16 protein-coding genes, 4 tRNA genes and 1 pseudogene are annotated in these 21968 nt (G+C 64.6%); 4 read left to right on the forward strand and 17 right to left on the reverse strand.

Going from position 1 to position 21968, the window contains the following annotated elements; translation table 11 throughout:
- Nucleotides 1-62 precede the first annotated feature (62 nt).
- Together G606_RS09500 and G606_RS0101895 are read right to left on the reverse strand one after the other, a co-directional pair.
- Nucleotides 63-1370: a glycosyltransferase family 2 protein gene (locus G606_RS09500; RefSeq protein WP_051198332.1), complete on the reverse strand. Its 1308-nt coding sequence runs from the start codon at nt 1368-1370 to the stop codon at nt 63-65.
- Nucleotides 1370-3028, reverse strand: coding sequence for an AI-2E family transporter (locus G606_RS0101895; RefSeq protein ID WP_026644573.1), 1659 nt, complete (start codon nt 3026-3028; stop codon nt 1370-1372). The genes G606_RS09500 and G606_RS0101895 overlap by 1 nt, the downstream gene beginning before the upstream one ends.
- 169 nt (nt 3029-3197) lie before the next feature.
- On the opposite strand from G606_RS0101895, the pseudogene G606_RS09505 reads away from it, so the two are divergent.
- Nucleotides 3198-4097: pseudogene (locus G606_RS09505) on the forward strand (glycosyltransferase); the annotation flags it as partial.
- Nucleotides 4098-4720: 623 nt separating this feature from the next.
- Entirely contained in the window at nt 4721-7249 is a 2529-nt protein-coding gene (locus tag G606_RS0101905) for a GH36-type glycosyl hydrolase domain-containing protein (RefSeq protein WP_026644574.1), read from the forward strand.
- Nucleotides 7250-7449: 200 nt separating this feature from the next.
- Here G606_RS0101905 and G606_RS0101910 read toward each other — a convergent pair.
- From G606_RS0101910 to G606_RS10630, 4 genes are all read right to left on the reverse strand, one after another.
- Nucleotides 7450-7525 (reverse strand) — tRNA-Phe (locus G606_RS0101910).
- Nucleotides 7526-7560: 35 nt separating this feature from the next.
- A tRNA-Asp gene (locus tag G606_RS0101915) sits at nt 7561-7634 on the reverse strand.
- Nucleotides 7635-7669: 35 nt separating this feature from the next.
- A tRNA-Asp gene (locus G606_RS0101920) sits at nt 7670-7743 on the reverse strand.
- 121 nt (nt 7744-7864) lie between these two features.
- Complete coding sequence (locus G606_RS10630) at nt 7865-8563, reverse strand: DUF4190 domain-containing protein (protein WP_101671542.1); 699 nt, start codon at nt 8561-8563, stop codon at nt 7865-7867.
- A gap of 226 nt (nt 8564-8789) precedes the next feature.
- Between G606_RS10630 and G606_RS0101930 the strand changes: the two genes are divergently transcribed.
- Complete coding sequence (locus tag G606_RS0101930; RefSeq protein ID WP_026644575.1) at nt 8790-9194, forward strand: hypothetical protein; 405 nt, start codon at nt 8790-8792, stop codon at nt 9192-9194.
- Nucleotides 9195-9290: 96 nt separating this feature from the next.
- On the opposite strand, the gene G606_RS09515 is transcribed toward G606_RS0101930, so the two are convergent.
- The 6 genes from G606_RS09515 to G606_RS0101965 all read right to left on the reverse strand — a co-directional run bounded on the left by G606_RS09515 (nt 9291) and on the right by G606_RS0101965 (nt 16899).
- Nucleotides 9291-10763, reverse strand: coding sequence for a DUF2130 domain-containing protein (locus tag G606_RS09515; RefSeq protein ID WP_081663877.1), 1473 nt, complete (start codon nt 10761-10763; stop codon nt 9291-9293).
- A gap of 128 nt (nt 10764-10891) precedes the next feature.
- The gene (locus G606_RS0101940; protein ID WP_196799985.1) at nt 10892-12595 is read right to left on the reverse strand and encodes a PASTA domain-containing protein; all 1704 of its coding nucleotides are present in this window, start codon (nt 12593-12595) and stop codon (nt 10892-10894) included.
- Nucleotides 12596-12698: 103 nt separating this feature from the next.
- Nucleotides 12699-13613, reverse strand: coding sequence for a cutinase family protein (locus G606_RS10635; protein ID WP_051198337.1), 915 nt, complete (start codon nt 13611-13613; stop codon nt 12699-12701).
- Between the two features lie 171 nt (nt 13614-13784).
- Complete coding sequence (locus G606_RS09525) at nt 13785-14378, reverse strand: hypothetical protein (protein ID WP_034523356.1); 594 nt, start codon at nt 14376-14378, stop codon at nt 13785-13787.
- A 123-nt stretch (nt 14379-14501) separates the two neighbouring features.
- A complete protein-coding gene (locus tag G606_RS0101960; protein ID WP_034523357.1) occupies nt 14502-15146 on the reverse strand; it encodes an HAD domain-containing protein in 645 nt (214 codons plus the stop codon).
- Nucleotides 15147-15276: 130 nt separating this feature from the next.
- A complete protein-coding gene (locus G606_RS0101965; RefSeq protein WP_026644579.1) occupies nt 15277-16899 on the reverse strand; it encodes an ATP-dependent nuclease in 1623 nt (540 codons plus the stop codon).
- 528 nt (nt 16900-17427) lie between these two features.
- Between G606_RS0101965 and G606_RS0101970 the strand changes: the two genes are divergently transcribed.
- Entirely contained in the window at nt 17428-18111 is a 684-nt protein-coding gene (locus G606_RS0101970; RefSeq protein ID WP_026644580.1) for a nitroreductase family protein, read from the forward strand.
- A gap of 85 nt (nt 18112-18196) precedes the next feature.
- Here G606_RS0101970 and fucO read toward each other — a convergent pair whose 3' ends face one another.
- The 5 genes from fucO to trmB form a co-directional block, all read right to left on the reverse strand.
- Entirely contained in the window at nt 18197-19348 is a 1152-nt protein-coding gene (gene fucO, locus G606_RS0101975; protein WP_026644581.1) for a lactaldehyde reductase, read from the reverse strand.
- Nucleotides 19349-19528: 180 nt separating this feature from the next.
- Nucleotides 19529-20113, reverse strand: a complete 585-nt coding sequence (locus tag G606_RS0101980; protein WP_026644582.1) for a protein kinase — start codon at nt 20111-20113, stop codon at nt 19529-19531.
- Nucleotides 20114-20192: 79 nt separating this feature from the next.
- Entirely contained in the window at nt 20193-20435 is a 243-nt protein-coding gene (locus G606_RS11295; RefSeq protein WP_231371377.1) for a zinc-ribbon domain-containing protein, read from the reverse strand.
- Between the two features lie 253 nt (nt 20436-20688).
- Nucleotides 20689-20763 (reverse strand) — tRNA-Glu (locus G606_RS0101990).
- 87 nt (nt 20764-20850) lie between these two features.
- Nucleotides 20851-21747 (reverse strand): tRNA (guanosine(46)-N7)-methyltransferase TrmB, encoded by an 897-nt coding sequence (trmB, locus tag G606_RS09530; protein ID WP_081663880.1) that lies wholly within the window; start codon nt 21745-21747, stop codon nt 20851-20853.
- Between the last annotated feature and the right edge of the window lie 221 nt (nt 21748-21968).

The following is a 21968-nucleotide window of genomic DNA, read 5'->3' on the forward strand; positions in this document are numbered from 1 at the left end:
CACACGTCGTCATGGCCGAAAAGCCGTCTCAGCCCGTGGACGGCGGCCGCACGATCGGTCCGCTACGACGCCTGTTGGACGGCGCTGTGCTCGGCGGTCTCCCTGTCCGCCGCCTCCTCCTGCTCGAGCTCCTCGTTGTCCGGCGTGCCGCCCTTGTGCTCGATCGGCTTCCACTGCGCCTTCGAGAAGACGGCCTGGAACGAGATCGGCACATAGCTGAGCATGTAGATCGGGAAGCTGAGCACATAGGCGAACAGCTCCTTGTTCGTCGCGCCGATCCTGCGGCGTTCAACGACGATCGTCAGCGCGGCGAGCGCCATCATGAACAGCAGCGACCAGACGATGCCGTTCATCCAGTTGAACAGCGAACCAAGCTGGCTCGGCCACGAGACGAAGCCGAAGGCGGCGTAAATCGCGCCAAGCGCGATGCGGATCATCGCAAGCAGCATGAACGGGCACAGCAGCAGCGTGAAATCGATGCACGAGAAATCGCGCTCGCGGATCGCGCGGCGGATGAGCGCCGGCCCGTAGTAGCGGAAGACCTGCAGGAAGCCCTTGCTCCAGCGCAGACGCTGACGCCAGCTCTGCGCGAAGGTGATCGGCTGCTCGTCGTAGAGGATCGCCGAACCCACGTAGCCGATGCGGTCGCCATGCAGCACCGAATCCATCGTGAACTCGAGGTCCTCGGTGAGCAGATGGAACTTCCATCCCTTGTTGCGGCGCATGACGCCCTGCGAGAACATGAAGCCGGTGCCGCCGACGTGGCAGCTGTTGCCGAGCCACATGCGCGAGGCGCTGACGAATCTCGACTCACGGATGAACCACAGCGCCGAACCCGACGAGACCCAGTTGTCGGAGAGGTTGACCGAGTTGCGGTAGCTCGTCAGGATGCGGAAGCCGGACTGGAAGCCCTTGTTCATCTCCTCGAAGTAGTGCTCGTCGAGGCGGTTGTCGGCGTCGAAGACGAAGAATGCGTCGTAGCGGTCGGCGGTATGCTCGTCGATCATCGTGTCGAGCAGGTAGGTCAGCGCGTAGCCTTTGCCGATCTTGCTCTGGTCGAAGCGTTCAACGACGTTGCAGCCAAGGTCGCGCGCGATCTGCGCCGTGTCGTCGGTGCAGTTGTCGGCGACGAGCCAGATGTCGAGGAGCGACGACGGATACGTCTGCGTCTGGATGTCGCGGATGAGGTTGCCGATGACGGCGCGCTCGTTGCGCGCGGAGACGAGGACGGCATAGCGCTTGTCCATCGGCGCGTCCGGGAACGTGATCGGCTTGGCGAACAGCGAGATCAGGATGCACACACCCTGATAGATCATGCCGACGCCGCCGACGACGACGAGCAGGATGTCCAGAACGTTGAGCAGCACCATCAGCGCCAATGACTCCTTGGGTTGTCCGGGCCCTTGGACTCGGAACGTCTCTTCTTGTTGTTGTCTTGCTTGCCGCCTTCTGATTCTACCGGCCGCGGCGTTGGGGCGGTGTCGGCTGCGGGCGAAGCGCCGGCGTCCTCGCCGGTTGCGCCGTCCGCGGACTTCGTCGCAGACGCCGTCGCAGTGTCCGTGTGGGGTTCGTCGAGTCCCTTGAGTCCGCGGTGGTGGTCGGAGTCGAGGATGCGCTTGGGGATCGCGACGGTCGGCGAGTCGGCGGTGACATGCGCGGCGGAGTCGCCGTAGGCGGCCTCGCGCAGCTGCGCGATCGCGTCGTCGTCGAAGGAGACGTGCGCCGACGATCCCTTCGCCTGACGCGGCCCCGGCATATGCTCGCCCATCGGCTTGAACACGTGCTCGTTGATCGCATCGGCCGCCTCGACCATCTTCGATTTCTTCTTCGTCGTCGGATCGTTCATCAGCGGCACGTCGACGAGTGGATACTGCTTCATCGAGACCTTGAGCAGCACCTGGATGCTCGCCGTGATCGGCAGCGCGAGGAACGCGCCGAGCGCGCCGAAGATCGAGCCGAAGAACAGCACCGACAGGAACGCGATGCACGGGTTGAGATCCATCGTGCGTTCCGAGATCTTCGGCGACAGCAGCAGGTTCTCGATCTGCTGGTAGATCGTGATGAACACGACGACGCCGATCGCGTAGCCGATGCCGCGCTCGCCCCACGCGAACATCACCGGCAGCGCGCCGCCCAGGTAGGTGCCGATCGTCGGGATGAACTGGGAGACGATGCCGCAGAACAGCGCGAGCGGCAGCCAGTACGGCACCTTGATGATGACGAGGAACACCGACATGCACGCAGCGTTGATCGCGGCGAGGATCGAACGCGAGAACAGGAATCCGGAGATCTGCTCCTGCACGACGGTCCACGTCATCAGGAAACGGCGCTGCGAGCTGGGCGCGATCCACTTGCACAGGCTGCGGCGCAGACGGGGACCTGCGATCGCGATGTAGAAGGCGACCATGAGCGCCGTGATGAAGTTGAGCAGGTTCGTGAAGACGCCGAGCGTCGTGCTGAAGGCCTGTCCCGCGAAATCCGTGACCCAGTTGCCATGGATGTTCTTGATGATCTCGCCGCCGAGGTCGTTCATCTCGGGGATCTTGAAATCGGTCTTCTCGCTAATGAACGCGGCGAGCTGGTTGTACAGGTCGGGGAATCCCTTGACCATCGAGATCATCTGCTGGACGAACATGTTGCCGAACAGCGCGAGCAGCGTGATGACGATGACGATGAGGCCGACGAGGCACGTCACGGCCGCGACGCCGCGACGCCAGCCATGCCTGATGAGGCGCAGGATGAGCGGCTCGACGGCGAGCGCGAGGAACAGCGCGATGACGATGTCGAAGACGATGTAAGTGATCTTGAACCACGACGAATACGCGAACCAGGCGATGAAGACGGCGATCGCCGTGTACAGCAGCGCACGCCCGTACCATTCGGGAGGACGCCTCGGGTCGCCCTTCGCCGGGAACAGCGACGCGACGTCGATCTTGCGCTTGCGCCCCTCCCCCTCGGTTCGGCCCGTGCTCTTCGCGCCGGCCTCACCGGCCGTCGTCTGTGGATCTTCGGTCTGTGGCTCGCTCATGCCCATCATTAAAGCACAGGCGCGGGGCGAAATCCCCACGCCCGCCACCGTGCGTTTCCCGATGCGATTGCGTGATCCGCATGTGCGATGTGCGCGGACGCAGACGGTTTGCAGGAAGCTTACAGGAAGCCTGCAGGCACTGTACGGTCGCGCACATATCCTTAGAACCATGCTGAAAGTATCGATCATCATCCCGGCGTGGAACGAGCAGGACCGCATCACCGACTGTCTGGACAACGCGTTGCGCCAGACGGTGACGCCGCATGAGGTCATCGTCGTCGACAACCGCTCGACCGACGACACGGTGGCCGTCGTCGAGCGCTACATGCGCGAACATCCGCAGGCGCCGGTCAAGCTGCTGCATCAGGACGAGGAGCAGGGACTCATCCCGACGCGCAACTTCGGACTCAACGCCGCGACAGGCGACGTGCTCGGCCGCGTCGACGCCGACTGCATGCTCAAGCCGGACTGGGTCGAGGTCGTCTCCGGGATCTTCACCGAGGACAGGGACGCGATGGGCGCGACCGGACCGGTCACCTACTACGACATGCCGGCGCGCAGGATCGCACTGCGCGGCGACGACAGCGTGCGCCGCCACACCTTCCGCGCCGACGGCGGCAAGGTGCTGCTATTCGGTTCGAACATGGCGCTGCGCGCGAGCGCGTGGCACGCGATCGCCGACGAGGTGTGCCGCGATCGCGAGGACGTCATGCACGAGGACATCGACGTCTCGCTGCATCTGCTCGGCCGCGGCTTCAAGACCGTCTATTCGGAGCGCATGATCTGCGGCATCTCGGCGCGACGCATGGACACGTCGTTCAAGTCGTTCCGCAACTACATGAAGCGCTTCAAGAACACCTTCGAGGCGCATCCGCAGCATTGGCGCAAGCGCAAGTCCGAACGCACGCTGTATCTGATGTATCCGTGGCTGCACGCGCTGTTCCCCGTCTACCAGCAGTACCTTGAATCGAGGGACATCAACCCGGCGCTGCGCATCTGGTTCCGCGAGCAGGCGAAGCTCGCGCGCGAGGAAGGCGATTCGCTCGCCGATCTGCCCGGCATCGACGAACTCGTCGAGGAGGAACCGACCGACATCCCCGGCGTCGACGTCGTCACCGACGACATCGATTTCGACGACGTCAAGGTGGCCGACGGCCTGACGGCGGAGACGCCGGCGGCCGCGGCCGAAGACGCGTGCGACGGCGCCGCCGACGCCGAGCGCACCGCGATCGATGCCGCCGAAGCCGCCGTGGCGACCAACGGCCCGGCGATACCGCCGGCGACGAGCGATCAGGGTTCCGACGCCTCCGCGAGCGCGACGTCCGACGCGAAGGAAGCATAAGCCGCCCCTCGTCGTCGTCATCGTTCTTCTTCGTCATCATCCGCGGGCATGCCCGCGCCGACATCCCAGCAGCCTCCGCCGCATCAGCCGGCGGGGGCTGCTCGCATAAGTCGCCCGTGCACGACGCCGCAATCGCCGATGCACGACCTCGTGATCGTCAATACACGACTCCATGATCGCTGCGTGATCGCCGCACGACACACCGAATCCACGGCGCCCCCGATTTTGTTCTACCATCGTACTATATATAGTTTTATCAATAAACTAACTCGGTGAACGGGTTATGACAAAGTCGGCAGCGTCGCCGTCGCCACCGTGACGCGCACGCACACCAGAAAGGACCGGACACGGTGCAATACGGCCACTTCGACGACGCACGCAGGGAATACGTGATCGAGACCCCGGCGACGCCGCTCCCCTGGATCAACTACCTCGGCAACGAGGACTTCTTCTCGCTCATCTCGAACACGGCGGGCGGATACTCGTTCTACAAGGACGCGAAACTGCGCCGCATCACGCGCTACCGCTACAACGGCGTCCCCGCCGACGAAGGCGCGCGCAGCTTCTACCTGACGCTGATGGAGCCGACTGACGGCGCCGCCGACCCGATGGACGACGCCGCGCTCAAGCCGGTCGCCAGCTGGTCGCCGACCTTCCTGCCGCTCAAGACGCCGCTCGACTCCTACGAATGCCGCCACGGCATGGGCTACAGCATCTTCCGCGCCTCCTACGCCGGCATCGACTCCGAGCTGACCGCCTTCGTCCCGCTGCACACGCCGGCCGAAATCAACAAGATCACGCTGACGAACACAAACGACGCCGAACGGATCGTCGACGTGACCGCGTGCGTCGAATGGTGCCTGTGGAACGCCGTCGACGACGCGAGCAACTTCCAGCGCAACCTGTCGACGGGCGAAGTCGAAATCGAGCAGAACGACGACGCCACGCTCATCTACCACAAGACCGAATTCAAGGAACGCCGCAACCACTACGCGTTCTACTCGGTCAACGAGCCGACGGTCGGCTACGACACGGTGCGCGACGAATTCCTCGGCAAGTTCAACGGATGGGACTCGCCGCAGGTCATCGCCGAAGGCCGCGCCCACGACTCGGTCGCCTACGGATGGTCGCCGATTGCCGCGCCGCGCGTGCGCGTGCGCCTCATGCCCGGCCAGAGCACGTCGCTCGTGTTCATGCTCGGCTACATCGAGGTCGCCGACGACGAGAAATGGGAGGATCCGAACGATCCGGCGAAGGTCGGCATCATCAACAAGAAGCCGGCGCACGAGCTCTTCGCGCGCTTCGACACGGTCGAGAAGGTCGACGTGGCCTTCGACGAACTCAAGGGCTACTGGGCGTCGCTGCTCGACGGATTCCAGGTCAGGACCGGCGACGACAAACTCGACCGCATGGTCAACATCTGGAACCAGTACCAGTGCATGGTCACGTTCAACCTGTCGCGTTCCGCCTCGTACTACGAATCCGGCATGGGACGCGGCATGGGCTTCCGCGACTCGAACCAGGATCTGCTCGGCTTCGTGCACATGATCCCCGAACGCGCGCGCGACCGCATCATCGACATCGCCTCAACGCAGCTGCCCGATGGCTCGGCATGGCACCAGTACCAGCCACTGACCAAGCAGGGCAACGCGGACATCGGCGGCGGCTTCAACGACGATCCGCTATGGCTCGTGGCCTCCGCCTTCGCCTACCTCAACGAGACCGGCGACGACTCAATCCTGCGCACGCCGGCGCAGTTCGACAACAAGGAGGGCTCCGAGCAGCCGCTGCTCGAGCATCTGCGCCGCTCGGTGCGCTTCACGATGAGCCATCGCGGCCCGCACGGCCTGCCGCTCATCGGCCGCGCCGACTGGAACGACTGCCTCAACCTCAACTGCTTCTCGTCGACGCCGGGCGAAAGCTTCCAGACCGTCGAGAACAACGACACCGGCATCGCCGAATCGGTGTTCATCGCCGGCATGTTCGTCCTCTACGGTGAGCAGTACGCGCAGATCCTCGAACGCTTCGGCGAAGCCTGCGGCATGGATGGCGACGCGGTGCGCGCCGAGGTCGCCGACGTGCGCAAAGCGGTCGCCGAAGTGCGCGATGCGACGCTCGACGCCGGCTGGGACGGCGCATGGTTCCGCCGCGCCTACGACGCGAACGGCAACGCGGTGGGCACCGCCGAGGACAGTGAGGGACGCATCTACATCGAGCCGCAGGGCATGTGCGTCATGGCAGGCATCGGCGTCGATGACGGCCGCGCCGCGCAGGCGCTCGCCTCGACGAAGGAACTGCTCACCTGCCGTTGGGGCACGGCGATCCTCGCGCCCGCCTATTCGACCTACCGCATCGAACTCGGCGAGATCTCCTCGTATCCGCGAGGCTACAAGGAGAACGGCGGCATCTTCTGCCACAACAACCCGTGGATCTCGATTGCGAACGCGATCATCGGCGACGACGACGAGGCCTTCGCCGTCTACACGCGCACATGCCCGGCCTACACCGAGGAGTTCTCGCAGATCCACCGCACCGAGCCGTACGTGTACTGCCAGATGGTCGCCGGACCGGAGTCGCACGCCCCCGGCGAAGGCAAGAACTCGTGGCTGACCGGTACCGCCGCGTGGACCTTCGTCGATGTCTCGCAGTACCTGCTCGGCGTGCGCCCGACCTTCGACGGCCTGCGAATCGATCCGCACATGCCCGCCGAATTCACCGAGCTGCACATCGAACGCTCGTGGCGCGGCACACGCTACATCATCGACGTGACGCGCACCGGAGAGCGTTCGCTGAGCGTCGACGGCAAGAAGGTCGATGGCGACATCGTCCCGCTCGCCGCCGCCGGCGCCAAGGAGGTCCAAGTCACTCTGACGATCTGAGCCCCTGACAGCTGACACCCTCCAACAAAGGACCCGCGGCCACCCTCCGGCCCCGGGTCCTTCCTATTCCCACCCCTGTAACGTTCACGAACGACCACCTCAGCGAACGCTGCTGCACCACCGGCGCACAACCACGTTCGCAAACCGCGGCGGTCAACAACGACGAAACCCTCCCACACGATGTGCGGAAGGGTTTCCGGTGGTGGCTCCGAGCGGCGTCGATCCGCTGACCTAACGATTTTCAGTCGTTCGCTCTACCAACTGAGCTACAGAGCCATGAATCCCACAGAACCGAAGTTCTGCAGTTTTCGCGACCACGACCGGACTTGAACCGGCGACCTCCGCCGTGACAGGGCGGCGCTCTAACCAACTGAGCTACGCGGCCTTGAACCAGAAAGAGGAATTCTCTTCCTGACCAAGCGACCCCGGCCGGACTTGAACCGGTGACCTCCGCCGTGACAGGGCGGCGCTCTAACCAACTGAGCTACGGGGCCGTGTTCTTCGCGGTGAGAAGCTCATCGCGACAACAGATGTATATATTACCGAAATGCTCCCAAAGCGCAAATCACGGCGTGTCGCCTTATGTCGCAGGCCTCACGCCGTGATCCGCGGCGCTCACATCGCGACTTCGTAGACGATCGTCGAGTCGTCGGGATCCGGCAGATGCGAGGCCATGTCGTCGAGGAACGCGATGTCGTCGCCGTCCGAGAAGTCGTTGTGGTCGTCGTAGTAGCCGTCGGTGGTCGTGCATTCGTCGTTGATGCACACCTGCACATGTTCACCGTTGTCGATGACCTTGACGTCCATCGCATTGACGAACCACACGAGCACGCAGATGCCCACGATCGACAGCACGGTGAAGACGGCGCTGATGATCGTGCCGGCGATCGCCATGCCGCGGCTCTTCTCGCCGGTACGCTTGATGCGCACGAGCGCGATGATCGAGATGATCAGGCCTGCGATCGGCATCACGAACGAGAGGATGAAGCCGATGATGCACAGCGCGCTCCAGCGTGCGCCCGGATCGGCGGCTCCCTCGTAGTACTGCGGCGCGCCCGGATACGGCGTCGCCGGACCCGCGTTGTAGCCGCCGCTATAGCCGCCCTGCGCGCCGTACACGCCCTGCGGAAGCGGCTGCGGCGCCTGATACGCCTGCTGCGGCTGTTCACCGTACGCCGGCTGTTCACCGTACGCCGGCTGCTGCGGCGCGCTGTACTCCGGCTGTCCCTGCGGCTGTGCCGCGTTGTCATAAGCGCCCTGCGCGTAGTTCATCGGCTGCTGGGCATCGTTGTGCTGACCATAGTCTTCGTTCATGCGACCCACTCTAGCGAACCCGAACGCCGAACGCGACGTCCGCTTCCGCTGTATGGGCATCGGCGCGGACATGGTCATGAACGTTGCCGCCGACTTGCGCCGCAACCGCAAGAATACCGCCGTAAGAATACTTGCGCCCGCGCGCGCCACGGACACCGTACCGTGGAGACAACGGACATGGCGGCACGTGCCGTCGAACGACAGAAAACGACAGAAAGAGGCAATCATGGCGAACAAGACCGCGACCACCGATCCGACGCAGGATCCGGACGAGCTGAGCGACGCCGAGCTCGAGGAGCTACACGACCCCGACGACGATCCTGACGAGGCGGACGTCGACGCGTCGAAGCACAACGTGAACATCGCCGCCGCCATTTGCGGCGTCGTGTGCGGCGTGTTACTCATCGGCGCCGTATGCTGGCTGCTTGCGCGCCGCCGCGAACATCGCGAGGAACATGAGCTCCGCCGCGATTTCGAGACGCTCAAGCGCAACGTGAAGCGCATGCCGGAACTCGTCAGCGAGAACGACGACGTGCGCAGAGCCGTGAAGACGATCTCGACGCATATGCGCGACATGCGCGACGACGCGCAGGACGTCATCGAGCACGCACACGACGCGCTGCGCCGCTGAATACGGCGGACGAACAACGGGGGCGGCGGCTGCGACGACGAAGGTCGCTTCCGCCGCCCCTGCCGCGTTCATGTGCGCGTGTGACGCGGCGCGCAATCACTCTTCGGCAGCGTCAGCAACAGCGTCAACAACACCGTCCGCACCATCATCGACGACGCGCGCCTCGACTTCGTCGTCTCCGCCGCGCACATGCCGCCCGCGCGCTTCGATCTGCGTCTTCGCGTTGCGCGCGTCGGCGAACTTCGCCCGCATCGTCGGGTTGCCCCATGTGAGCTTGCGGATCGTCAGATCCTGCGCCTTCGTGTTCGCCCGTTCGAGCTGCCGTTCGGAGAGGGCGAGCTCGTTGCGCATCTTCTGCAGTTCCTTGATTGCGTTGTCGATGCGTTTGATCGCCTCGTTGTAGTGGTTTAGCGCCGAGTCGACGTTCTTGCCGAAGGCCGCGCGGAAGTCGTTGAGCTTGTCCTCGAAACCCGTCACATCGATGTTCTGCCGACGCATCTGCTCGACCTCATGCCGCAGCCCGACCGATTTGCGCGCCGCGTTGCGCAGCAGCGTGACCAGCGGAATGAAGAACTGCGGACGGATGACGTACATCTTGTCGTATGCGTAGGAGACGTCGACGATGCCGGTGTTGTAGTAGTCGTTGTCCGCTTCGAGCATGCTGACGAGCACCGCGTATTCGCAGCCTTTCTCGTTGCGGTCCTTGTCGAGTTCCTTGAAGAAGTCCGCGTTCTTGTGTTTGAGCGTCGTCGACTCCATCTCGTTCTTCATCTCGAACATGATCGAGATGTATTCCTCGCCGTCCTCGTCGTAGTCACGGAAGATGAAGTCGCCTTTGCTGCCGGTGCGCGCGTCGTTGTCCTTGTCGAAGTACGCGTGCGGGAACGCGCCCATGCGCGCTTTGTTGAACTCGTTCATGCAGTGCTGTTCGAGCGATTCGCCGACCATTTTCGTCGACAGCCGCGTCTTGAAGTCCTTGAGACGTTCGATTTCCTCGTCGCGCATCTCGAGTTCCTTGCGATGCCGTTCGTCGTCCATGCGCAGTCGTGATTCGTAGGTGTCGGTGATCGATTTCCTGTCGAGTTCGCTCTTGTACTGCTCCTGTTCGAGCGAATGTTTGAGCTCGTCGCGTTCCTTCTCGACGGCGGCGACGGCTTCGCGCACTTCGAGCTGCTTGTGCACGTCCGCCTGTTCGATCGTCGCGTTGAGCTTGGCGATGCGCGTCTCATAGTCCGTCTTCGCCTTGAGCAGCTCGGCCTCGCGCTCGCTCGCCGCCTGCCGCGCCGCCGCCTCGAGCTGCATCTCGAGTTCCTTGATGCGCGCGTCCTTTTCGATTTTCGTCTGCGTGACCTGTGCGTCGAGCTGCGTCTTGAGCGCGTCGAGTTTGGCCTGCGCCTCGCTGTTCGCCTGCTTGAGTTCGGCGTCGGCCTGCTGTTTGATGAGCGTGCTGCGTTTGTCGACCTCCTCGTCGATCGCGGCGCCGCGCACCTGCTGCAGAATGTCGGCGTAGTCGTCCTCGTCGATCGCGAACTGCGTATGGCAGTGCGGACAGGTGATCGCATGTTCCATCCTCGCCCTCCTCAAGCTTGTGGATTTTTCGTTGATGCTGTGGTTTCAGTTAATTTGTTGATTCTGTTGATTCTGTTGATTCTGTTGATTCTGTTGATTGCACAGGTCGAGCCGCCTGCCCGCCTGTCCTACTTCGTCTGCGACGTCTGCGACGTCTGCGACGTGCAGCCGCCTTCCTGACAGACCGTCGTCTCCGGATTGTCCTGATCGAGCCATGTCGAGTCCGGCTGCACCTTGTAGTAGGCGACCTTCTCGCTCGGTGCCGGAGCGAAGGGCACGAGTTGTTTGTCCGGCGTAGCCGAGTCGTAGACGAAGGGGTTGCGCGGATGGGCACCGTCGGCGCTCGCCGTCGTCTCGTCGTAGAGCGAGGGGTCGCGGATCAGCAGATAGGGCCGCGTCGCGTCCGGCTCCTTCGCGTCGTTGTCCTTCGTGCGCGCGAAGTATCCGGAGTTCTCGAGCTGCTTGATGTCGGCGCCGACGGGCACGACGACGAGGAAATCGCTCATCTTGTATTCGAGTCCGCTGTTGTTAAACCCGTCCCCCGGATACTCGGAGGTCGGCGTGCCGTGGTCGCACCATGCGCCCGCGCCGCCCATCTGCCGGGTGCCGCACCACGGCGCGTAGGCGAAGGAGTCGTAGATCTCGAAGGCGCCGCTGTCGCCGCCGATGAGCGAACGCATCAGGCTTTTCGAATTGCGCGAATCGACCGGGTCGCACAGGCCGATGCTCTGCGCGAACGGGCATACGCCCAGGCCGAACTGCGCGTCGCTGCGTCCTTCGATCTGCATACTGCGCACGTAGTCGTCGCCGCTGTAGGCTTGCTGATCCTTGACGAGCGTGATGCAGTCGCCATCGTCGGTGCACCAGTCGCCGAGCAGGATACTCAGGTCGTCGTAGGCGTGGTATTCGTTGCCTTCCGATTCGTCGTGGTCGACGAGCATCGCCTGCTTGACTTCCTTCGGCGTTGCGCCGAAGTAGAGCGTCACGTCCGTCCCGTCGCTCGCGGCGCCAATGTCGGGGTCCGCGGAGACGATCTTGCCGGTCATGTCCTTATCCGCCATCGTCGGCGCCATCGTGACGTCGTAGCCTTTCGATTCGAGCTGCTGCTGCGCCTTGTCCTTGTCCATGCCGGCGATCTCCATCGGGATGCCGGAACGTTTGGTGCTGCCGACGGCGAGCGCGATCTGCCTGACGCCGTCCTGTTCGACGACCGGCTGGCCGTCCGCCGGCATCGACGCGACGACCTTGCCGTCCTGCGTGGACGGCACTTCGACGGTCACGACTTTGACGCCCATGTCGCGCACCCGTTCGACGGCTTTTTCCTTGTCCATGCCGACGGTGCCTTCAGGCACGCCCGGGCCGAGCGATTCGACAACCGTGACCGTCTCGTCACGACCGACGTGTTCGCCCGGCTCATAGCCGTCGAGCCGCAGATAATCGCCCTGCTTGGCGACTCCGTACGCTTTTGTGCGCTTCACATGGATGCCGCTGCTTTCGAGTTTGGCGACCACGTCGGAGGCTTTCGCCGAAGCGTCGATCTGCGGGATCTGCCGCTCGCCCCATGCGCCGAATCCCTTGGTGACGATGCCGGCGACGACGAGTGCGATGACAACGATGACGGCCGCGATCATGATCATGAGCTTGCGGCGCGTGTCCCCCGCCGATGGCGCCATCGACGTCGCTGCCGGCGCTGCTGGAGTCACTGGAGCCGGCGGCGAGGCCATCCTCGTCGCGTCGTTCGTCGCGTCGCCGAGCGTCACCGGCGCGCCGCAGTTCGCGCAGAACATGGCCTCCGGCTTAATCGGCTGGCCGCATCGTGTGCAGTATCGCATCGTCCCCTCCATGGATTCCCTACTGACTGTTCTGTGTATTTCCTGATTTCGAATATATGTTTCGATTTCGGGTGTGTATTTCCATCGTAGTGGCACAGTGACGTCATTCGCCGAGCGCCGTATGAATCCTCGTGACGGCGTACTGCGCAGCGTCGTCGAAGCTGCCATTCGAGCGGTACAGGCCGTGCGCGTCGCCGTGTCCGCCGAGCTGACACGCGAAATCATCGGCGTTGCAATAGCTGATGATTCTGCCGCTCAGCGCGCGCAGATCGTCGCCGCCGCGCGCGCCGAGGATGCCGTCGACTGAGCGATCGTAGTCGCCGGTGCCGTAATCGGCAGAACCATCGAAGCGCGGGTCGCCGAACAGTTCGACGGCGGCGATGTTCGCGAGCGCGCGTGCGCTCACCCGCTGCCCGTCGTCCTTGTTGAAGCGCACGTCGGGTGCGCTCAGCGCGTCGCCGACGACCATCGCGCCCTGCGAGTAGCCGAGCAGCACCGTCTTGACGTCGGGGCACGCCTGCGCCTGCGCGTTGAGCGTCTTGACGAGCATGTTGACGCCGCGCGCTTCGCTGCCCGCCTCCCAAGAAGCCGGATAGTCGAGGTCGTCGATGGCCGCGCGGCCGCCGAGACGATCGTCGATCATGCGCGCGAGTTCGCCCAGCGAACCGTCGCCGACGTTCTCGAGCGTGCCGCGCACGACGATGATGCGCACATCCTTGCCGGCCGGGCAGCTCACGTCGACGTCGCCGCCCCAATGATCGGCGCCGTTGAACAGCATGTCCGATCCGACGCGGCCGTCAGAATCAGTCGGCGATGATGTAGACGACGACGCTGTGGGCGACGGCTCTGTGGGCGACGACGCTGTGGACGACGTCACAGCGGACGGCGTCGGCTGCTGCAACGCATCCTCCGACGATCCGCATCCGGCGCCGACGAGCGTCAGCACGCATGCGAGCGCCGCCGCATACCCGATCCTCCGCGGCGGCCGCCGGCTTGCGATACGCGATCTGTGCCGCATATATATTCCTCCATTCGTCGTGTCGTCGCCGCAGTCGCGAAGACACCCCGCCTCCGCTCAGCGATCGCCAATGCCGCGCCCGGATTCCACCGTGATCGCGGCGTCGCCGCCCGCGAACATCCCGGACATGGTCCGCCTCCGACATGATCGCGAAGACGTCTGCGCGGATGTTCACACGCTCGCAGCGGCGACGATCCACAGGCGCGCGGGCGAATCCCACGCGTTGCATTCCTCGCCGAAGCCGCGCGCGAGCGGCAGCGTCTGCCGCGGCGTCGCCCAGTCGTTGGCGTTGAGTTGGCGTGCGCGCGCCATCGTCTGCGCCAGCGGTCGCACATGCTTGAAGACGCCGTCGTAGACGAAACGTTCCACCTGTTCGACGCGGTTGCGCAGCGCCCGCCACAGCCACGTCTCCTCCCATGCGCGCACGGGCAGTCCGCTGCCATCGAGCGCATGCAGCGTAGCCGAGACGAACAGCGCACGTTCCTCGGCGTTCCACCGCATCGGCGCGCACACGCGCAAACCGATCTTCTGCGCCGTGCTCCCGATGCGGCACAGATCGGCGTGCTTGTGCGCGAGTCCTTCGGCGTTCGCGATGCTCGTCAAATGCCAACCCGAGCATTGCGGACACGGATAGGCGCGACATTCCTCGCGTCTGCCGTTGGCGGAGCCTTTGCAGGAGGCGAGCGCGAGCAGTGCGTCCTCGCGGGTGGGATACCGCCGTTTGCCGCATCGTCTGCTGTAGCCGGAACGGTACAGTCGTGCCATGGCAATCACCACCTTCATCATGCAAGCCGGCATGGCAAGCCGGTGTGTTGCCACCAATTATAGGAACGCGCCGCGGGCGGTCAACCCGCTCCCGCCGATGTGCGCACGACGTTCACCGACGGCTCACAGTCCCCAATGAGCCTCCCGTTCGATCACGCTGGGTTCGACGTCGAGCGCGACCGTCGGGAACGCCATCGGATCGTCGATGAATTCGCGGATGAGCCGCCATTGCCGTCGCGAGATGCCGATGCGCGAGTCGGGACGCACGGCGAGCACCGGGAACAGCGGACCCGCCGATTCGATGACCTGTTTCGCGCGCACCGTGCACTCCTCGTCGTCGATCCACACGATCGGCGTCGGCGTCATCGCATCATCCTCGATGCCGATTCTGCGTACGACGGCGCGCAGTTTGCCATCGCGCAAGCCGGTGCCGGTGACCGGGTCGTACCACAGCGCGGTGCGCACGTCACGGCCGTCCCAGCCGAGCGTCGCGTTGAGCGCCGGCGTGTACGGCTGCCATGTGGACAGCCAGACGAGTTCGATTGTGCCGTCGTGCGCGAGCGCGACCATATCCGCGGCGAGCTCACGCGACCAATGCACCGGGTAGGCCATGCTGCCCGCCGGCACGACGGCCTCGCCGTCCAAAGCAAACGTCGTCTCAGCGTCCGCGCGTGCGTCGGCGTTCGCGAAGGCGTTGAGCACGCCGTCGAAATCGGTGTAGACGACGGCGCGCGACCGCTGCGGCTTCTGTCCGTCGTTCATCGTCATGGCATCCCCTGGTTACGTTGTTGATATGACGTGATTTATGATGGCGCGCCGCGCTCGATGGTCGGCGGCACCGTGCACGCGGCGCATCCTATCGTCCAGATTACTCGGCTTGCCCTGCGCGGCGTCCCGCTCAGCGCACGACGTCGTTGAGCAGCCGCTGCACGCTCGCGATGCGGCGCGCGACGGCCGCGTCGATCGCTGGCATGACGGCGAGCACAGCGCGCGTCTTGTTCGCCCGCGTCCTGCAGAATCGCGCCACTTCGGCCTCGTCGAGCGTGCCGTCGACGCGTTTGCGACGCATCTGTTCGAGCTCGCCGCGGCCGAAACCGCCCTGCGCGAGTGCGTCGAAGGCGGCGTTCGCACCGAGCGCACGCACGTATTCTCCTTCGAGGTCGGGATGGGACACCCACACGTGCCGCGACGGCAAATCATCGACGCGCACGCCGTATTCGTGTGCGATTGCGTCTGCCGCGTCGGCGTCGATGAGCTGCGTGAGCGGCACCTGAAAGCCGCGGTCGCCGAAGACGCGGCTCCATGCCGGCATCTCGCGGCAGCCACCCGCTTCGAGCACGACGACGCCGTAGGTGTCGAGGTTGCGTCCGGTCACGTCGGCGCAGTGTTCGAGCAGCACGCGATCGGTGATGCCTTCGACGACGACGACATGTTCCGCCGTGAGCGGTTCGAGACGGTCGCGCACCCACATGTGCAGCAGCAGCTTGTCGTCGTCGTCGAGAAAGTCGCGTCGCGGCTGCACGACGTCGTCGGCGCGCACGACGACGATCTCGTCGGGTTCGAATTCGCCGATGATGTCGGGCGCGTGCGTCGCGATGATCTTCTGGCTCGGGCCGCGCGCGAGCAGCCGCGCGAGGTTGCGTTGGCTCGTCGGGTGCAGATGTGTCTCGGGTTCGTCGAGTCCGATGACGCCGCCGCAGTTACTGCCGCCGTCACGGTTGCCGTCACAGTTGAGCAGGTCGAAGAGGGCGACGACGAAGACGGCACGCAGGCCGCCCGATTGCGCGCCGAGGTCGCGCTGGCCGTGCGGGCCGCGCAGCTGCAGGCGCACACGGTCGAAGGGGTCGCGCTCGCGCGCGTCGGCGACGAACACGAGGTCGTCGCCGCGGTAGCGTCCCGGCAGCGCCGCCGTCAGCTGTCCGGCGATTTGTTCGCGCAATGTGCGCAATGTCTCGGAGCGGCGCAGCACGCCGTCGGCGTGGCGTTCGGCCTGCACGAGCGCACGGCGTTCGCCGTCGAGGTCGAGCGTCGCAAACAGGCGACGCAGCATCGGCGGGTCGCCGATGTGCGCGTCGGCGTCGTCGGCCATCATCGTCCATCCGATCGCGTCGATCTGCGCGGCTGTGAGCTCAACGCCGTCGTCGTCACCCGTCAGGACGCGCCTGCGGATGTCGATCGTCTCGCCGTCGTCGCCGACGGCCACGTCGAGACGCAGCCGCACGACGTCCGCCGTGTCCGCCGCAGCTGCCGCAGCTGTCACATCCGGCACGGCGAAGACGGCCGGATCGGCGCCGACGAGCGTCGCCTCGACGACGAAGGGATGCGCAGGCTCGCGTACGTCGGCTGCGGATAATGTCGCGTACAACCGTGCGCGCGGCGCGCCGAGCAGCAGGTCGAGGCAGCGCAGAATCGATGATTTTCCCGATTCGTTCGTGCCGACGAGGACGAGGTGGTCGCGCACCTCGATATCGAGGTCGGCCACGCGGCTGTGGTTGCGGATTCTCAGTGCGGACAGGCGCATCGGCACTCCTTCGTCGGCGGCGCGGATGTCTCCACTCTAGCCGGCGCAGGCGATGCGCGGCGCAAATTAAAGCGCCGCGGCATGACCTTCGCCATGCCGCGGCACCTCGAGTATGTTCTTCGCAAAGGGAAAGCCTGTGGTGAGCCTGCCGCCTCCGTTTCCGCCCTGCCGGGCTGAGCTGTGCGCCGAAGCACGCTTGGGTTGCCGTTCGTTTCCCCAGCATTGCAGGCTGCGCATTTCGCGATGCGAAACGACGTATTACCGGCACGTTTCCTCCCCGCTCAACCCTGCTTCGTCGACATGCATAAGCGTTGGAACGACGGCGTTTTCGCCGTGCTGTAGTCGACGGACTGCCGCGTTCACCGTAGGTGGAACGCCGGCGGCCGCGGAATCGGTGCGGCGGATAATACGAGAGGATGTCCGCAGTGCGGATGGGAATCGCGGATACCGCAGCAGCGACACGGCGCAGCGGGCGATACGACACACGGCAGAACACATGGCAGAACACATGGCAGATAAGGAGCATCGGTGGATCTTCTCGAGGCGATGCACAGGCGGCACGCGGTGCGCGCATACACCGACGAACCGATCGACACGCCGACATGCGACGACCTGCGCGCGCTCATCGGCAGGCTCGAGACCGAGGGAGGCATCGAGATGCGGCTCGTCACCGACGAGCCGGACGCCTTCGGCAATGCGCTGCTGCACTACGGCATGTTCAGGAACGTGCGCAACTATGTGGCGATCGCCACCGACCAGACGAAGGACTGGGAGCGGCGTTGCGGCTACTGGGGCGCCCATGTGCTGCTGCGCGCCGTGCAGTTGGGACTCGATACCTGCTGGGTCGGCCTGTCGTTCAGCAAGCATCAGGCGGCACGGCATGCGGCGTTCGACGCCGACGACAAAGTACGCTTCGCGATCGCCGTCGGCCACGGCGTGACGCACGGCAAGCCGTCGCGTTCGAAGACCTACGGACAGGTCGCCTCGGTCGAGGGAGGCATCGCCGTGCCGACGTGGTTCGAGCGTGGCGTCGAGGCGGCGCTGCTCGCGCCGAGCGCGCTCAACCAGCAGCGGTTCATGTTCCGTCTCGAGGCCGACGGGCGCACCGTCGCCGCCGACCCCGGCATCGGTCCATACACGCGCACCGATCTGGGCATCGCGCAGTATTTCTTCGAGGTCGGCGCCGGGGGCGCCCCCTTCGTCTGGCGGTAAAGCGGTAAAACAGTGCCGCCGCACGAACCCTGAGGTTCTGCGCGGCGGTATTGCGAAGATCAACCTGTGATCATCGACGAATCAATCACATGAGGCTGCGGTAGAGCTCGAGGATGTCCTCCTCGGTCGCCTTGCGCGGGTTGCCGGGCGTGCACACGTCGGCGAAAGCGTCGGCGGCGAGCGCCGGAATGTCCTCCTCGGTCGCGCCGACCTCGCTGATCGTCGTCGGATTGCCGAGGTCACGCGTCAGCTTGGCGACGGCTTCGACGGCCTCGTCGCGCACATGCTCGAGATCGCCGGTGTAGGCGTCCTCGACGCCGAAGGCATCGGCGATGTCGCGGTACTTCTCGCCCGAATAGTCCTTGTTGTATGCCATGACCGGCGCAAGCAGGATGCCGTTGGCGACACCGTGCGCGACGCCAAGGCGCCCACCGAGCGGATGCGCCATGCCGTGCACGAGGCCAAGGCCGACGTTCGAATAGGACATGCCGGTGATATACGACGCGTAGGCCATCTGCTCGCCGGCGTCCTTGTCCCCCTCAACGCTTTTGGCGAGGTTGTTTGCGATCATGCGGATCGTCTGCATCGACAGCGCGTCCGAAAGGCTCCATGCGCCCGGCGTGATGACGCTTTCGATTGCATGCGTGAGCGCGTCGAGGCCGGTGGCGACCTTCAGGCCGCGCGGCATGTCGTCGGTCAGGTCCGGGTCGACGAAGGCGGCGACGGGGATGTCGTGCGGGTCGACGGCGACGAATTTGCGCTTGTTTGCCGTGTCGGTGACAACGTAGTTGATCGTCGTCTCGAAGGCGGTGCCGGCTGTCGTCGGCACGCCGAAGATTGGCACGCTCGGATGCTTCGTGTCGGCGACGCCCTCGAGCGAAAGCACGTCGGAGAACTCGGGGTTCGCGGCGACGATGCCAATGCCCTTGCAGGTGTCCTGCGGGCTGCCGCCGCCGAGGCCGATGAGGAAATCGGCGCCGGACTTCTTGAACTCCTCGACGCCATGCTGGATATTTTCAACCGGCGGGTTCGGCTGAACGTCGTCGAAGATCTCGTACGGGATGCCGGCCTCGTCGAGCACGTCGGTCACCTTCTTGACGGTGCCGTTGGAGACAAGGACGGGATCGGTGACGATGAACGCCTTGTGGAAGCCACGCGACTTCGCCTCCTTCGGGATCTCGTTGATAGCGCCACGTCCGAAGTAGGCAGTCTGGTTGAAAATCATGCGGTAGACCATGGTCTTGCTCCTTTGCAAACTGGTCGTCGCTTCACTGGGACGACCCGCGCCCAGTCTATCCGGCGCGGTTGCGGGCCGCAAGTCGCGTACACGGCTTCTTCACCGCCTGCATAGTTCGTCGATCGCATGGCGCGCCGAAGCGACGGAGGCACGTCTCGGTCACTCGCGCCCGCGCAGCCGCTACTGCCGCTCCTGCGCCGCATTGACGACCTGCGGCATGTGGTCGGCGACGTAGGTGAGGAACTCGGGCGTCTTCGACCAGTACTTGACGCCCCAGTTCTCGAAGTCCCAGGTGTCCTTGTACGGCTTGCATTCGAAATCGACGTAATGCACGACGCCGTCCTCGACGACGAAGTTCGTCGGGAAGTAGTTGATGTTGATGTGTCGTGCGGCCAGACGCTTGGCGAGCTGGCGGATCTGGTCGAGGTAGTCGTCCTGCATCTGGTCGGTCAGCACGAGCTCGTAAATCGTGGGGCCATCGACGTACTCCTTGAGGATGCGGTCGTGGTCGAGGTCAACGTCGAGCATCGCGGGCAGCTTGACGCCCAACTCCCGCAGTTTGCGGTAGTCGCGGATCTCGGCCTGCATCTTGTCGGCGTACTGGTAGTAGTCGTACGGCCCATAGTGGATCTGCTTGAGCACGTACTGCACCGGCGGATGCGTCTGCGAGCGCACAAGGAACGAATATCCCCCGTTGCCTCTGCCAAGCAGCCGGAGCACGTCATACGGAGTCCCGTTGACGGTCAACGTTTTGCACTTTCCCATACGCAAAGCGTATCATGCGCCGGTGTTATAGCCCCACGAGGGGGTATCGTTCGGCCGTTTTCCGGGAACACGAGCCGCCCTACATCAGCGGATACATGGAGACGATTCCGACGGTGGATACGGGCACCGCGAGCCCGTCGGCGCCGGCGCTCAGCTGCCTTGAGCGCAGCACGAGCAACGCCGCGACGACGATGACCGCGACGAGCATGATGACGACCATGCGCCGCAGATGTGCGCGTTCCTCGTCGACGGGCATCCCGCACACCGGACACACCTTCGCCTTGTCGTTGATTTCGCTGCCGCAACGTGTACAGCGCCGCATCGCGTCCACCTTCCGTTTCCTCACGGCCGTCGACTCCGTCTGCCGGATCCGGCGACCATCGTTCATCCGTTCATCTGGCCATCCTAGGCGCATGTGAACGCCGCGCATCCCGACACGCCGGCAGCGTAGCGCGGCCGCCGGAGCGGCGCCGGCGGTTGGTACTGGGCTGGCACAGTCGTTGCACAGTCGTTGCTGCGTCGTTACCACAGAAGCGAAGAAGCCTTGGAATCGTTGCAATTCCAAGGCTTCTGAATGGTACCCCCTGAGAGAGTCGAACTCTCGTTGTCAGATTGAAAGTCTGGTGTCCTAACCGTTAGACGAAGGGGGCTTTCGACAACTCAATTGATATTACACGAATCGTCGCATCGCGCAAGCATCGGCGTGTCGCACCCGAAAGCCCCCAAATTCGGGACCCTCAGACGCGGCGATATGTGAAGTCGTGGATGACGCGGCCCGCGTCGAGCCCCTTGCGCTCGAAGTTTGTCAGCACGCGGCCGTCGAAGCGCGGCGACTCCATGAAATCGGCGTGCGGCAGCGCCTGCGCCTCCGCGGCGTTGCCCTTGCCGACATGCGCGGTCGGCAGGCTCACCGTCAGGCCGCCGCCGTTCTCGAAATCAGTACGCGCATCCATGACCTCGTGCACATGCAGCGCGTAGTCCTCGATGTCTGTCGCGATGCGCCACACGCCGCCCTCGCCGAGCGCGTCGCGCACGTCGGCGGCAAGCTCGGGCTGTACGATCCTGCGCTTGTGGTGCCGCATCTTCGGCCACGGATCGGGGAAGAAGGTCCACACTTCGTCGACGACGCCGGGCTCCATGACGGCGAACAGCTCGGGCGCATTGATCTGCGCGATCCGCAGGTTCTCCAGCCCATGCTTGGCCGCGAGCAGCACCGTGTGCGCGACGCCCGGCTCGTAGACCTCGAGCGCGAGGAAGTTGCGTTCGGGATGTGCGACGGCCGCGGCAACGACGTTCTCACCTTGCCCGCTGCCGATCTCGACGGTGAGCGGTGCCGCGGAACCCCAATGGTCGCGCACGTAATCGCCGGTGAAGCGGAAGCCTTCGGCCGGGTCGAGCCTGCCCTCCTCGGCGATGTCTCCGAGGACGTAGCGCGCCGCGTGATTGTCCATCGCGCGCTGCAGCCGCGCGTCGAGGCGCGCCGAGCGGCGCACGAAGGAGAGCACCTTCCTGCCGTGGAGCGGATTGACCGTCTGCGCCGTCTCGACGTTGCCCTCGCCGACGGTCGCCTCGACGTTGTCTTCGACGACGCCCTCGGCGTTGCCCTCGATGTTCTCGATGTTCTGCTGAGCCATACCCACAGTGTATGCGGCGACCTGTATCGGCGGCCGGCACGCGCCGCGAAACCGCAGCCGGCAACGTCAGGCCACGTCATAGACTGAAGAAGGCCGCACGGCGCACAGGCCGCCCAGCTCAGGCGTACGCGAGCGCCGCAGGCCGCAACACACCGAAGTCGCTAATTTTGTGCGATAGTGTTCAAGTGATACACTGTAACCGAACATAAACGAACATTGCG

The organism is Bifidobacterium sp. AGR2158 (assembly GCF_000424225.1).
Taxonomy (GTDB): Bacteria; Actinomycetota; Actinomycetes; order Actinomycetales; family Bifidobacteriaceae; genus Bifidobacterium; species Bifidobacterium anseris.